Origin of the sequence: Micromonospora sp. LOL_024 (assembly GCF_048060415.1) — a bacterium.
Taxonomy (GTDB): Bacteria; Actinomycetota; Actinomycetes; order Mycobacteriales; family Micromonosporaceae; genus Micromonospora.
Genome location: NZ_JBHMIS010000054.1, coordinates 1 through 14,090 on the forward strand (window position 1 = coordinate 1; position 14,090 = coordinate 14,090).

Annotated in this window: 8 protein-coding genes and 1 pseudogene; 6 read left to right on the plus strand and 3 right to left on the minus strand. The window is 67.3% G+C overall.

All coding sequences use genetic code 11. The features are described from left to right. Nucleotides 1–349: 349 nt before the first annotated feature. Nucleotides 350–1,015: a 2'-5' RNA ligase family protein gene (locus ACFHWY_RS26565; RefSeq protein WP_416582990.1), complete on the minus strand. Its 666-nt coding sequence runs from the start codon at nucleotides 1,013–1,015 to the stop codon at nucleotides 350–352. A 635-nt stretch (nucleotides 1,016–1,650) separates the two neighbouring features. Continuing rightward, nucleotides 1,651–2,364, minus strand: a pseudogene (locus ACFHWY_RS26570) (helix-turn-helix domain-containing protein); the annotation flags it as partial. Between the two features lie 574 nt (nucleotides 2,365–2,938). On the opposite strand from ACFHWY_RS26570, the gene fxlM (ACFHWY_RS26575) reads away from it, so the two are divergent. The 5 genes from fxlM (ACFHWY_RS26575) (at nucleotide 2,939) to ACFHWY_RS26595 (ending at nucleotide 8,501) form a co-directional block, all read left to right on the plus strand. Continuing rightward, nucleotides 2,939–4,156, plus strand: coding sequence for a methyltransferase, FxLD system (gene fxlM, locus ACFHWY_RS26575; protein WP_416582991.1), 1,218 nt, complete (start codon nucleotides 2,939–2,941; stop codon nucleotides 4,154–4,156). A gap of 283 nt (nucleotides 4,157–4,439) precedes the next feature. Then, nucleotides 4,440–5,681 (plus strand): methyltransferase, FxLD system, encoded by a 1,242-nt coding sequence (gene fxlM, locus ACFHWY_RS26580; protein WP_416582992.1) that lies wholly within the window; start codon nucleotides 4,440–4,442, stop codon nucleotides 5,679–5,681. Next, nucleotides 5,678–6,115, plus strand: coding sequence for an AAA family ATPase (locus ACFHWY_RS26585; RefSeq protein WP_416582993.1), 438 nt, complete (start codon nucleotides 5,678–5,680; stop codon nucleotides 6,113–6,115). Before fxlM (ACFHWY_RS26580) ends, ACFHWY_RS26585 begins: the two co-directional genes overlap by 4 nt. Before the next feature lie 551 nt (nucleotides 6,116–6,666). Further along, nucleotides 6,667–8,103 carry a group II intron reverse transcriptase/maturase gene (gene ltrA, locus ACFHWY_RS26590; RefSeq protein ID WP_416582994.1) on the plus strand — a complete coding sequence of 479 codons (1,437 nt, stop codon included), beginning with the start codon at nucleotides 6,667–6,669 and terminating at the stop codon, nucleotides 8,101–8,103. Nucleotides 8,104–8,141: 38 nt separating this feature from the next. Further along, nucleotides 8,142–8,501: a hypothetical protein gene (locus ACFHWY_RS26595; RefSeq protein ID WP_416582995.1), complete on the plus strand. Its 360-nt coding sequence runs from the start codon at nucleotides 8,142–8,144 to the stop codon at nucleotides 8,499–8,501. 120 nt (nucleotides 8,502–8,621) lie between these two features. Here the strand turns inward: ACFHWY_RS26595 and ACFHWY_RS26600 are convergent, their stop codons facing one another. Continuing rightward, nucleotides 8,622–9,659, minus strand: coding sequence for a hypothetical protein (locus ACFHWY_RS26600; RefSeq protein ID WP_416582996.1), 1,038 nt, complete (start codon nucleotides 9,657–9,659; stop codon nucleotides 8,622–8,624). Nucleotides 9,660–10,638: 979 nt separating this feature from the next. Here ACFHWY_RS26600 and ACFHWY_RS26605 point away from each other — a divergent pair. After that, the coding region (locus tag ACFHWY_RS26605; protein WP_416582997.1) for a helicase-related protein at nucleotides 10,639–14,090 on the plus strand (3,452 nt) is incomplete at its 3' end.

Genomic DNA, 14,090 nt, shown 5'->3' on the forward strand with positions numbered 1-14,090 from the left:
TGGCCGTCCTCGTTCCGGCGGGACCCGAGGTCACCTCACGAAAGGCGGCTGCCGTACTAGGCGGGCACCAGCGGCAAACCTCGTGCCGGACAGCCATCTGTTCCCGCCATGGCGTCCGATGCACCTCCATCGGGATCCGGCGACTCTGGCTCGGCACCTTACAAAGCGGCTGTGCGAAGGGATCGCCTCTCCCCGTATCAATGGGCTTGGAGAACGGCTTTCCTTACCGGGACGTCGCCCCGCTCGCTGAAGTCCTCGCGTAGACGGTCATCGGCCCTCAGCGTCGCCAACGGTGCCCATGACGGCCGTGTACCCGCTGCAGGTAAGGGGGTGCACTGACGAGCTGAGGTCACGCGGCCAAGGGCAGCGTCGCGACAGTCGTCCATCGATAGGTTCGGTTCTCACGTCGGAGCGCGATCAGTGGCACCTGCCTGATTGTCACCTGCACCGGGGGTTGGTCACGGAGTTCGGCCAGCCGGGCGCGTATGGGTTCGGTTGGTGCTGGTGCGCCGCTGTAGGCGATGGTGACGTGTGGCCGGAATCCCTGCGCGGGCTCGGGGACGGTAGACCACACCGTGCCGATGGCGGCCCGGATGGTGGCGCGGAGGTGTTCCACGCGGTCCCAGGGCCGCACGAGCAGGCCGACTCCTTCGGCGTCGGGGTCGACCGGGCCGAGGGACAGTTCCAGCGGCGGCAGATTGGCGCTGCGTCGCCGGGTCTCGGCGACGATCGCCTTGATGTCGGCGTCGCTGACCTCGTCGGTGAAACCGAGTCCTTGCATGGTTAGGTGCAGGCCGTCGAGCGGCACGAGGTCCAAGCCGGGCAGCGCCAGTTGGCGTTGTAGGTCGGTGACGAGGTGGTCGAGTTGGGGTTGGTTTTCGAAGGTGAGGTGCCAGGTGTAGAACTGGCGGTTGGTTCGCCAGCCGGGGCGCCAGTACCAGTGGTTGGTGAGTTCGGGCAGTTCCTGGTAGACGGTCCAGCGTTGGTGGAGGCTGGCCAGTTCCCGGCTGCTCATGGCGGTGATGGTAGAGCGGGTGGTGTCGTGGTTTCGAGCTGTGTGCGGTCGGCGAGCATGTCAGCGACGTGACGCAGCCGCGGGTGGCGGGCGAATGGTTGGGCGCCGGCGAGGAATTGGCGGGCGCGTTGGTGGACCGACTCGAACTGCTGCTCCGCGGTAAGGGTGAGCGCTTCCGCCGCGAGGGTGGCTGCCTGTTCGGGGTCGGGGTTGTCGGTGTGCAGGTGCGCGGTGGCCAGGTCGAGGCGGCTCAGTGCGCGCGGGCCAGCCAGCGCCGCTGCGTCGAATGCGGTGATGGCGGTGGTGAGGTGGTCGGTGACGCCCGCGGTGCGGCCGAGGGCCAGGTAGGCGGTTGCCGCGTTGGCCGCGGTCCTGGCCGGGCAGTACGGGCCGAGGGTGAGGCTCGCGCTGACCTGGCCACCAGGTGGGTGGTCGGACAGCATGGTGAACGCGCGGTGGACGGCGCGGTCGACGCCGTAGCGGTCGCCGAGCCGGGCGAGGGCGCGTGCTTCCCCGTTGATGGTGAGGCGGAGGCGGTGCGTGCTGGCGCTGGCGCGGCGCAGTCCGTCCTGGGCGTAGGCCAGCGCGTCGTGGTAGTCGCCGGTGTAGAACGCGATCAGACTTTGCGTCGCCCGAGCCCATGCCTGCACGTCGGGCTGCTCGGCGGCGTCGGCGAGATCGAACGCTTCGGCGGCGTAGGCGTGCGCCACCCGGAACGCACGCAGATCCAGGGCCAGTGCGCCGAGGAGCCCAGACAGGTGCGCGGCGGCGGTGTAGAGCCGAGCCCGTTGCGGCGGATGCTGCCGGCCCACCATGAGCTGGTCGACATAGGCGCGCAGCGGTCGCATGCGCGCCATGAGGACTGCCGGGGTGAGGCGTTCATTGTCCGCGATCGCCTGCCGCACCTCGTTTTCCAGGTACGCCAGGCGGGCGTCGTCGTCGGTGGCCGACTTCAATGCCAGCCGGCGAGCGTCGATACTCTCTTCGAATTCCCAGAGGACAAAGCCACCATCCGCGCCCGGGGCGTCGGGGCTGGTGTGGGTGAGGGCCGCCGGCCAGGACCTGGGTGTGGTCCCTTGAATCGCCGACAAGCGGCGCCGCCGGTCCAGGTTGGCGATGTGGTCATACTCGGCGGCGAGCACGCCCCCGGTCTGCAGCACGGTGTCGCAGCGGGACCAGAATGCGCGGTCGGGGTGCTGGTGGCCGGTCTCGGTGTTCGCCACCGAGCTGCGCCCGTACTGCACGAGCCGGGCGAAGCCGTGCTGCGTATGACCGGCGGCCTTGCGCAACTGGGCGAGCCGACGGCCGAGCGCACGCCGGGCGGTCTTGATCTCGTCGCTGTCGTCCATCGCTGCTAACCCCCGATCACCTGCGGACATCATCGGTCACGATGCGTGCACACCGCAGCTTCAGTCGGTGACATTCCCGACCGGCCGGAACGCTGCCGGGCGTCGGCGCGACCGACGGTCGCGTCCCCGGGATCACGCGACCCTGCGCGTTGTTTCATTGGCTGCCATTGTCGGGATCGATGGCAAGCCACAGCAGGATTGCGTTGTCAAAGTTTTGTCGGAGTTGGTGTCGGCATCTGCCGACAATGTCGGGGCACGACACTGCGGGCGTGTCGAACCGGAGGCGGCATACCGTCCCTGCATGCCCTCCGAACGCTGCGACTTCACGCCCGAATAGCCAAGGGGCCATGAGCAAGCAGACAAAGACCTCGGGTTCGTCGACCGGAACGGCACACTGACCCGCGACCTGTGCGGCGTGCTGACCCACCACGTCCTGTTCCTGTTCAACCGGCTCGCTACTCGGCCACTGGTACCTGGCTGCTGGCCCCGGCCGCCGAGCACATCACCTTCCACCACTCGTCCAACATCCCACCCGGCTATCAACCTGCCGAGGCGACCGACAGCAGGGAAAGCGGTGAACACCTCCCAAGCCACACCTGACGCCGTCGACGCAGCGGTATTGCGTGAACAGCTTGTCTCCACTCTCAAGCAGCGCGGCCACATCCGTTCCGCCGGTGTCGAGCAGGCATTCCGGACGGTGTCCCGTGAGCAGTTCCTTCCCGGCGTCGACCTGGAAACCGTCTACGCCCGCCGCCAGATCGTCACCAAACGCGACCCCCACGGCGCGGCGCTGTCGTCGGCATCAAGCCCCAGCCTCGTCGCGGACATGCTCGAACAACTCGACCCGCAACCCGGAGACCACGTCCTGGAGATCGGCGCCGCCACCGGCATCAACGCCGCTCTCCTCGCCGAGCTGACGAGCCCCGGCGGCACGGTCACGACGATCGAACTCGACCAGGACCTCGCCGACGGCGCCCGCGCCCACCTCGACCGCGCCGGCTACGACACTGTCGAGGTGATCTGCGGCGACGGAGCCTTCGGCAACCCGGAGTCCGCCCCGTACGACCGTGCCATCATCACGGCCGGAGCGTGGGACATCTCGGCAGCCTGGTGGAACCAACTCGCCGACCGCAGCCGCATCGTCGTACCCCTACGCGTACACGAGAGCGGCCTAACCCGGTGCTTCGCCTTCAACCGCACCGACCCCACCACCCTGGTCAGCACCACCACACCACTTGTCTGCGGATTCGTACCCATGCGCGGCACGGCCGAGCACACCGACCAGCACGTCCGCCTGGCCACCGACGTGGTCCTCAAACTCGACGCCGCCGACCAACCCGACCGCACCGCCCTCGCCCGTGCCCTCCACCACCCTCGCTACGAACGCTGGACCGGCATCCAGGTCACCGACGACGACCCCATCGGCCACCTCGACCTGTGGCTCCTCATGAACGCCAGCAAGCCGTTCGGCCGTCTCCGCGCCGGCGACACCGCCCGCACCAGCGCACTGGTCACCCCCGCCTACCGATGGGCCGGAGCCGCCATCTACCACGGCAGCACCATCGCCTACCTTGCCTTCCAAGTCACCGGCGACGGCCAGCACGAACTCGGCGCCATCGCCAACGGCCCGGACGCCGACAAGCTCGCCGCGGAACTGACCGACCTGCTCGACCAGTGGGACGAGGCAGGCCGCCCCAACAAGCCCACCGTCACCGCCCACCGCGCGGGAACCCGACCGGTCCAGACCGGCGACATCAACCGACCCGACACGGTCCTCACCATCTCCTTCTGACCGCGCACCGTCGGGACGCAAGCCCCGCCCCGGCGTCCCGATGCGAAGGCGGCCGGCATGCGAGCACTAACGAAACGAACCGCACCCCTCGCGCCCCCGAGGCACGGCCCTTGCGCAACAAAACTTCGCCGGCCCGGGTGACCCAGCGGCTATTCCGGCTCACGTTCCAAGCCGGGGACTTCCCCATGAAGCGACTCCAAGCCAGGCGCGTTTTGTCACATGCGCCCGATATTGTCGCCGCGCATCCGCATCCCCACCGACGCCCGCTCACGGAGGTCAACCCATGGCTGGTTCCGCGCTCGACACCGTCTCCGCCGATGAGGCCCGCGCCCGGCTCGTCGAGCAGCTCCTCGCCGGCCGGTGGATCATTTCGCCGGCGGTGGAGGCGGCGTTTCGCCGGGTGCCGCGACATCTGTTCGCGCCCGACGGCGTCAGCATCGACGCCGCGTACGCCGACGATGTTGTCATCACCAGACGCGGCCCGGACGGACGCGCGACGAGTTCGATCTCCGCGCCGTGGCTGCAGGCCTACATGCTGGAGCAAGCCAGGCTGGCCCCCGGCGCCCGGGTCCTTGAAGTCGGCTCCGGCGGCTACAACGCCGCGCTGATCGCCGACGTCGTCGGCCCGCACGGCACCGTCGTCACCGTCGACATCGACGCCGACGTCACCGACCGCGCCCGCACCGGCTTGGACCGCGCCGGCTACCGGCAGGTGACGGTGGTACACGGCGACGGCGAGTACGGACACCCGCCCAGCGCCCCGTATGACGCCATCATCGTCACCGTGGAGACACCGGACCTGCCACCGGCCTGGCTCGACCAACTCACCCCGGCCGGTGTTCTCATCGTGCCGCTGCGGATACGCGGCATGACCCGGTGCCTCACCCTGCGACGCCACGAGGACCATCTCCTCGCCACCGCCGCACTGCAATGCGGGTTCGTACCGATGCAGGGCGACGGACGCCAACCCAACCGCCGCCTGCTCCTGCACGGCGACGACATCGCAGTGACCCTGGACGACACCACCACCGAAGTGAACCCGGACGCACTCGCCTCCGCCCTGCACTCACCGCGGCGGGAAGCATGGTCGCCGGTCACCATCACCATGCACGAAGGCTCTGCTTTCGAGTCGCTGCACCTGTGGCTGGCCAGCCAGCCCCGACCCTTCGGCACTCTCGCCGTGGACCGCGAGCGCGCCGCCGGCCTGGTCGACCCGCAAGACCGGTTCGTCTGTCCGACCCTGCTCACCACCGACAGTTTCGCTTACCTCGCGATGCGCAGGCTCGACGACACCACCTGGCAGTTCGGCAGCCACGGCTTCGGACCCAATGCCGACACCCTCACCACCGACATGCTCAACCTCATCACGGTCTGGGAACACCACCACCGGCACGGCCCCGGCCCGACAATCACCGTGCACCCCACCAACACCCACCCGCCCACACCCGACGGACCCCAACTGCTCGTAACCCGCCACCACACCACGATCACCGTCACCTGGCCCGCCTCGGGGGAGCCACGATGACCCGCGAAGCGTCGCGTACCGAACGGCTCTCCCCGGGCTCGCCGATCCTCGTGGTCCTGCGCGGCAACTCAGCAAGCGGCAAAACAACCACCGCCCGAGAGGTACGGCGCCGCTTCGGACGCGGGCTCGCGCTGCTGGAACAGGACTACCTCCGCCGCACCATTCTCCGCGAGCACGACAGCGCCAACATCGACCCGGTGGCTCCGACGTTCATCACCGCGACCGCCCGCACCGCCCTCGACCTGGGCTACCACGTCATCCTCGAAGGCATCCTGCACACCGAACGCTACGCCGACGCCCTGCACCAGCTCATCGACCACCACCCCGGACCGACCGCCGTGTTCTACCTCGACGTGTCCGTGCGCCACGAGGCGCTGCATTACCGAGTGGAGGTGAGAGAACTCCACCGCCGCCCAGTCGCAGCTGGGTGGTGAAGCTGAGGACAGCCTGACTCGGGGAGCGCCGAGGAGGGTGGGAGCAGTCCTGACAACGCCGGGACGGCCTGGTACTGCCAGACGGGTCGGGTCCGGCAAGCGACGCGGAAAGGTGTACGCGAGGAACCGATGTCCGAAGTTCCGTAAGCGAGGTGGCGGCTCGAACCTGGTGGATCTGGGCCGCTGAGCAGTGCGTGACCGTCTCGGCCCTCCGTGGCGGTCAACTCCGTAGCCGGATAGATACGCCGGTGAGAAGGCCAGTGGGAAGGTCTGCGGCGTACCGCTGGCGAAGCTGCCGGAGCAAAGTCGGGCACCTCATCCGCGAATCGGAGTGCAGTGAACGTGGGAACCATCCGCGGTCGCCCTCGTGCCAGGCATCCGGTCTGGTGAAGGGCAGGTCCGCTGCCGGCTGACGGTCGCGGGTGGGACGGAGGCCCCGTAGTAGTCGCGGGAGTGACGACCCGTCATGGGGGCCGGGAAAGCCGGCCGCAGGGCGAAGGGGGCCAGCAAGCCAGCAGTGGAAGATCTGGAATGTCAGGAGGCTGTCGCCGGTGAATACCGACGAACTGGAGCTGACGCTGATGCGCGCCGAGCACCGGGTACTGAAGATCCAGACGAAGCTGCACGGATGGGCCGGTGAGAGCCCAACTCGCAGATTCGATGACCTGTACAACCTCGTCGCCGATCCCGCTTTCCTTCTGGTGGCGTGGTATCGGGTTCGGGGCAACAAGGGCGCCAGAACCGCTGGGGTGGACCGATTGACAGTGCCGTCCATCGAACAGCAGCTGGGGGTCGAGAACTACCTCGGTCGGCTGCGGTCCTCGCTGAAGGAGCGCAGCTTCCAGCCGCTGCCGGTCCGGGAACGGATGATCCCCAAGCCGGGCGGCAAACGCCGCCGACTGGGTATTGCGACGATCACTGACCGGGTGGTCCAGGCGTCCTTGAAGCTGGTGCTGGAGCCGATCTTTGAGGCGGATTTCCTCCCGTGCAGCTACGGGTTCCGTCCCAACCGCCGCACACATGATGCGGTAGCCGAGGTGCGCTTCCTCGCGTCCCCACCGCGCAAGTATGAGTGGATCGTGGAGGGAGACATCAAGGCGTGCTTCGATGAGATTTCACACCCCGCCCTGATGGAAAGGGTGCGGTCTCGAATCGGGGACAAGCACGTCTTGGCCTTGGTGAAGGCGTTCCTGAAGGCGGGCATCTTCACCGAAGATCGCCAGCTTCGGGAGACCAACACCGGCACCCCGCAAGGATCGATCCTGTCCCCGCTGCTGTCGAACGTCGCCCTCTCGGTGCTGGACGAGCATGTCGCCCGTGCACCCGGCGGGCCGAACGTCAGCAACGCAAAGCGCGCCACACGGCGTCGTCATGGCCTACCGAACTACAGGCTCATTCGGTACGCCGATGACTGGTGTCTGATGGTAAAGGGCACCAAAGACGACGCGGTGGCGTTACGGGACGAGATCGCCGAGGTCCTCCTGACGATGGGCCTTCGCCTGTCACCAGAGAAGACCTTGATCACCCATATTGATGAGGGACTCGACTTCCTCGGGTGGCGCATCCAGCGTCACCGGAAGCGAGGGACAAACCAGCACTACGTCTACACCTACCCGGCCCGGAAAGCCGTGAAGTCGGTGATGGGGAAGGTGAAGACGTTATGCCGCCGTACAGGAACGAACCAGCCCCTGACAGTCCTGCTTGGCCTGCTCAACCCGGCGTTGCAAGGGTGGTGCGCCCACTTCCGGTCGGGCGTCTCGTCCAGCACGTTCGGTTTCCTACGCAAGTACGTGTGGGAGCGGGTCTTCGGGTGGATACGACGCAAGCACCGCCAGCGCAACTGGCGGGAACTGCGTCGGCTGTACTGCTCGGGCGGCTGGTGGCCGGCAGACGGAGAGCGGACATTGTTCAATCCGGCGGGAGTGCGCACCACGCGTTACCGATACCGGGGAACGGCCATCCCCTCTCCCTGGAAGGCCATGGCATGAGGCGGGGAACACCGCTCGGCGGGCTTGTGGAGCGCCCGGTGCCTGGAGACAGGCACGCCGGGTGCGGGGAGCGGGCCACGGAAACGGAGCAGCGGCAACGCTGCCACCGCGCCCTGGTCCGACTCCACTTCGACGAAACCGTCCGCCGCCACCTCGGCCGCGACGAACCCATCTCCGTCACCCCCGAACAGATGCGGACCTGGTACAGCCACCACGACCTACTCGACGTCCCCGGGGAGACCGTCATCCCACACACCAGCACCCTCGACCAGACCGTCACCACGATCCTGCACGCCAGCGGCCTCACCCACGCCACACCACAGACACCCTGCCCGCGACGCTGCCGGCACTGCGCCCACACATCCGACCGCCCAGCCTCATCGACAGCAGCTCGATAACGCCGCGTGGCAGGCCGCGCCGGGGCTCAGGTACGTGCCGTCGCAGCCCTTGCACGTCACCGTGAGCGCACCGCCATCCGGTCCTGCGCCGCCTGCCTCGTCCCTGTCTGCAAACAGCGCTCAACGGCCACGCGTTACCTGGGCCAGATCGACGCGGTACCAGGACCGCCCTATGAACACGTGCAGTTCGGTGCCTCTGCCGTAGATACGTCGTTCACGCACTTCGAGTCCGTCGGGCAGGACGAGCCGACATTGCCCGCCGGCCGTGACCGTACGGTCCTCGACGATGTGAAACGGCGTGACCAGGTCGTACTCGGGCCCGTATCCGCCGACCATGGCGCCCGTGGACCCGTCGGTCAGCAGGGCGGCGGCTCCACGTTGCGGCGCCATGCCGTAGTCGATGGCCTGATCGTTGTCGACGGCAACGAGGTGGAAGGCGGTGTAGGCGCAGCTCCAGGCCCTCTCTCCGGCAACGTTGAGGGCGTAGCAGTCATCGATCGGCGGGAGGTCTGCCCGCTGCGGGTAGACCCAGCCGGGTTCGAGATCGGGTGCGAACCGGGCCAGTCCGTGCACTTGCGGACCGGCGCCGCCCATGGCCTCGTCGAAGTAGCCCACCCAAATTGCGCCTGAGGGTGTGGTCAGCACGTTCTCGATCGCGTCGCCGAGGTGTCCCTGCCGCAGACGGGTACCGTCGGCAGCCCAGATCTCGGCGTTCGGGCCGCCGCGGCTGCGCGCGTCGACGAGCAGGATGGCGCCATCGGGCAGCGGCTGCACGAACGAGGGCTCCAGGCAACTGTTGAGGTAGACGGACCGGATTGAACGGCACGATGTTCCTTCGGCCCGATGCAGACGACATCCAGTCGTTCGGCTCGCCGTTTGACGATCTAGATGCTCGGAGAGTCCAGCGGCCGCGAGTTCCCTGGTCGGGATCACAATCAGGTGGCTAGTTTCGCTGTCGATCGCTGCTCGCAGCGGTGCGAGTTCCGATGCATGTTCGAAGTCCGCAGCCGCACCTCGGGTCTGCCGGCACGAGTCCCATTCGGCGAGGCAGCGCAGTAGCTGAGTGGTCTGGAGATAATGGTGGTTGATGTCGATGCGGACTGGCATCTCGTCGTACATCGTCTGCCAGAGGGTCTCCGCTGCGCCGAGCAGCGACAAGCTAATGTTTCGCCGACGCCCGGCAGTGCTTGGAGGGACCAGTCGCAGTCCAGCAGCCCCTGGACCGTGCTGACCCCCGCGCCAGCGAGTGGTCCCAGCCGTAGGCGGTCGCGGTAGCGGTCTTCGACGCGTCCACCGGCATCTCATTCAGGATCCGTTGGACCTCGGCGCATCTCACCTTCTCACCCGCGTCGCGGGCCGCCGATCGGTACGAGGCTTACCTGCGACGACCTTCGCGATGGCATCCAGCGCTTCCGGCAGTCCATCGATGACTGGCCGGTCCAGGATCTTGGGTGCTGGGCCACTCCGCCCCGTGACGAGGTCGAAGCCAGTGCGGGTCGAGCAGCGTCTGGAACCCGAGCCGTTGGGGGTTGACGGGCGCAGTGAAGGCACCGAGCCGTTCAAGTCGACCGGGGCTCTCACTCCGGAGGAACGCCGCATGGTGAGCACGTAGTAACTCACCGGCCGCCTCCGCCGGCACCTTCTTTGCAGACCCAGCGAAGACGGGGCGCACCCCGAGCATCGGCGCGACCTCAGTGACGGCGCGGGGTGCGTCCGTCGTAAGAAGGTGCAGCAGCGTGCGGTCGGCAGCGGTCAGCACGGAAGCATCGCGCGCTCCCAGAGGCGCCTGACACTCCGGCTTCACTCCTCCGGAGCGGGTGTACACGCCCGGCCTGCCCATCTACGACAGCCTGGCGCAAGTCCTGCGCGTCCTCGGCGCCGTGGCTCCACTGACTGAAGTCCGCCGCGAGGCGACGAATCTCTTCGCGCTCCGTATTGTGCATGCTCACCGCAGATATCGACGGGTTTTGGGACGGTATCGTAGTGCACCCCTTACACCAACGGACCTCCGAAGACAGCTGTCGGGAAGTCGACGCACGATAAGTGCAGCACCTGCCGGTCTGTGCCGATCTTGAGCTCGTCAGTAGTGTCGGTGCTCGTCGGTAAACTCTGTGAACTGTCGGTCTGGAGGTGACTGGTGCGGCTCGAGGATCTCTCGCCCGGTCTTCGGGTAACCGGTGTGGTCTCTGGCGAGACGGTCTCGGTACTCGCGGCGCAGTGGCACGGCCGCGACGCCGTTGAGCTGACCTACAAGACCCTCGACGGAGGCCTGCGCCAGCAGGTGCTCTTCCGGGCTGACGAGGCCAAGCTGAGTGCCTCCGACGCGGGCACCCGGCCGTTCGATGCCGACGCACAGGAGTTCCGGCTGGTCGCGGAGGCACAGCGAATTTCCCTGGCCGGTTTGTTCGATCCGATGCTGGCGGTGGCGACCAGTGACGTGCAGCCGCTGCCTCACCAGATACGGGCCGTCTACGGCGAGATGCTCGACCGCATGCCCCTGCGGTTCCTCCTGGCCGACGACCCCGGCGCCGGCAAGACGATCATGGCCGGCCTGTACGTCAAGGAGCTCCTCCTCCGCGACGACGTAAAGCGCTGCCTGATCGTGGCCCCCGGCGGACTTGTCGACCAGTGGCAGGACGAGCTGTTCTTCAAGTTCGGCCTACGTTTCGACATTCTCACCACGGCCATGGTCGACGCCGCACTGGGGTCGAGCGTCTTCGAGCAGTATCCGCTGCTCATCGCACGGATGGATCAGCTTGCGCGTAACGAGGATCTAGCTGGCCACATCGACGAGGCGGAGTTCGACCTCGTCGTTGTCGACGAGGCTCACCGGATGGGCGCGAACTACTTCGGCGGCAAGCTGAACAAGACCCGCCGCTTTCAGCTCGGTGAGAAACTACGCGACCGCACGCGCCATCTGCTGCTGATGACCGCCACACCCCACGCGGGCAAGGAGGAGGACTTTCAGCTCTTCCTCACCCTGCTGGAGCGCGACGGCTTCGAGGGCAAGTTCAAGTCCGGCGTACATGATCCGGACACCAGCGGGCTCATGCGACGCATGGTCAAGGAAGACCTGCTCACCTTCGAGGGCAAACCGCTGTTCCCGGAGCGCATCGCCCAGACCGTCCCCTACGAGCTCACCGCAGACGAGCAGGACCTCTACGATCGGGTTACTGAATACGTGCGTGAGGGGATGAACCGGGCCGCACGGCTGGACGACAAGCGCCGCAACACGGTCGGCTTCGCACTCACGGTGCTCCAGCGACGCCTGGCCTCCAGCCCCGAGGCGATCTACCAGTCCCTGGTCCGACGAGCCGAGCGACTCAAGCGTCGCCGTGACGACCTCATCCACGGCCGCGGTGTTGGTGACGAACCCGCCGCGATCAACCCACGCGACTGGGACAACGACGAGTACAGCGCCGAAGAGGTCGAGCAGGTCGAAGAGGAGCTGCTCGACGCGGCCACCGCCGCCCGCACCATCGAGGAGCTCAACGCCGAGTTGGCCGACCTCGACAAGCTGATCCACATCGCCCGGCGGATCCGCAACCTCGACACGGATCGCAAATGGGTCGAGCTGCGCAGGATCCTCGAGGACAACGAGCTCATCCACCCCGGCGCCGACAAGCCACGCAAGCTGATCATCTTCACCGAGCACCGCGACACCCTCGACTACCTGGCCCGCAAGATCCGCTCGCTCTTCGGCAAGCCGGACACGGTGCAGGCCATCCACGGCGGTGTCCGACGCGCCGACCGGCGTGCCATCACCGAGGAGTTCACCAAAAACCCGGCCTGCCAGGTGCTCCTGGCCACCGACGCCGCTGGCGAAGGGCTGAACCTCCAAGCCGCCCACCTGATGGTCAACTACGACCTGCCGTGGAATCCCAACCGGATCGAGCAGCGCTTCGGTCGCGTCCACCGCATCGGTCAGACCGAGGTGTGCCGCCTCTGGAATCTTGTGGCCGCCAACACCCGCGAAGGCGAAGTGTTCACTCGGCTGCTGCAGAAGGTTGAGGAGCAGCGCAAGGCCTACGGCGGCAAGGTCTTCGACGTCCTGGGCGCGGCCTTCGACGAAACGCCGTTACGAGAACTCCTGATCGAGGCCATCCGGTACGGCGACCTCCCCGAGACCCGGGCAAAGATGGAACAAGTTATCGATGAATCGGTCGCCCACGGCCTGAAGGAGCTCCTGGAGGAACGCGCACTCACGCACGACGCCATGTCGGACGCCGACCTGGCACAGATGCAGCGGCTCATGGAGGAGGCTCGTGCCCGACGGCTGCAGCCGCACTACATCGAGTGGGCCTTCCGCCTAGCCTTCCAGCGCCTCGGCGGTCGGCTCGCCAGGCGTGAGCGTGGTCGCTACGAGATCACCCACGTTCCCGCGGCTGTGCGCGCCGTCATCAAGCACGGCCCAGTCGCCACCCGCTATGAACGAGTGACGTTCGAGCTCGACTGCATTGATGTGGCCGACAAGCCGCGCGCCGACCTGCTCGCCCCCGGGCATCCACTGCACGACGCTGTCGCTGAGCTCACCATCACCCAGCTCCGACCGATCCTCGATCGCGGCACCGTCCTGGTGTCGCCAGAGATCGAGGAGCCGGCCCTGTTGGTTGGCGTGGTGGAGGAGGTCGTCGACGGCAGCGGGGAGTCGATCTCCCGCCGCTTCGGCTACGCCTACGTTGACGCGTCCGGTCAGGTTAGGCCGGCCGGTCCGGCGCCCTACCTTGACTGCGTGGCCGCCCCGCGGGCCCCGGCTGTGGCCGCTGCCATGAAGCTGGCGTGGCTCGGTGAGGCCGAGGCCCGGGCCCGGACCTGGATAATCGGCCACCAGCTCAAGGACTATCTAGCCGAGGTCTCGCCTCGCCGGCTCGCCGAGATCGAGCGCACCCGGGCGCGCGTCGACCAGCGGTTGGCACACGAGTCGAATCGCCTGATCGGCGAGGCGATGGCAGCCCAGGAGAAGGAGCAGGTCGGCGCGAAGCCGAAGGAGAGCTCCGACAGCCTGATGCGCAAAGCACAGGAACTCCAGGTCCGCCGCGAGGCGCGGCTAGCGTTGCTTGACCAGCAGGCCCAGTTGGTCACCAAGCCACCGCGCATCATGACCGCCGCGCTCGTGCTGCCGTTGTCGATGGTTGATGCCGAGATCCCCGCCGACGCTCCGATCCACGCCAAGGAGACGAAGGCCGTCGAGCGTCGCGGCGTCGAACTGGTACTCGCCACCGAGCGTGCGCTTGGCCGGGAGCCCCAGGAGCAGGCTTTCAACAACCCTGGGTACGACATCCTGTCCATCCCCACCGACGGCGGTCCCTCGATCCGCATCGAAGTCAAGGCACGCATTGAGGGCGCCGACGACTTCTACGTCACTCACAACGAGGTTGTCACCGGCAAGAACGCCGTCCCCCACTACCGGCTCGCACTGGTCAACGTCAGCAAGGTCAGCCCCGAACTCGACCAGGTACGGTACGTCGCCGACCCCTTCGCAGGCGTCGACTTCGGCGACCTCGCTGCGACCGGTATCCGGGCCAGTTGGCAGGGCCTTTGCAAGTTCCGGGGTCGTGCGGCTGGTCGGGTTGTGACCGGTTGGGGTGG

What these genes read in the sequence shown, in the direction of transcription:
- ACFHWY_RS26565 (WP_416582990.1), bottom strand. Translation starts at nt 1,015, where the DNA reads ATGAGCAGCCGGGAACTGGCCAGCCTCCACCAACGCTGGACCGTCTAC.
- fxlM (WP_416582992.1), top strand. Translation starts at nt 4,440, where the DNA reads ATGGCTGGTTCCGCGCTCGACACCGTCTCCGCCGATGAGGCCCGCGCC.
- ACFHWY_RS26585 (WP_416582993.1), top strand. Translation starts at nt 5,678, where the DNA reads ATGACCCGCGAAGCGTCGCGTACCGAACGGCTCTCCCCGGGCTCGCCG.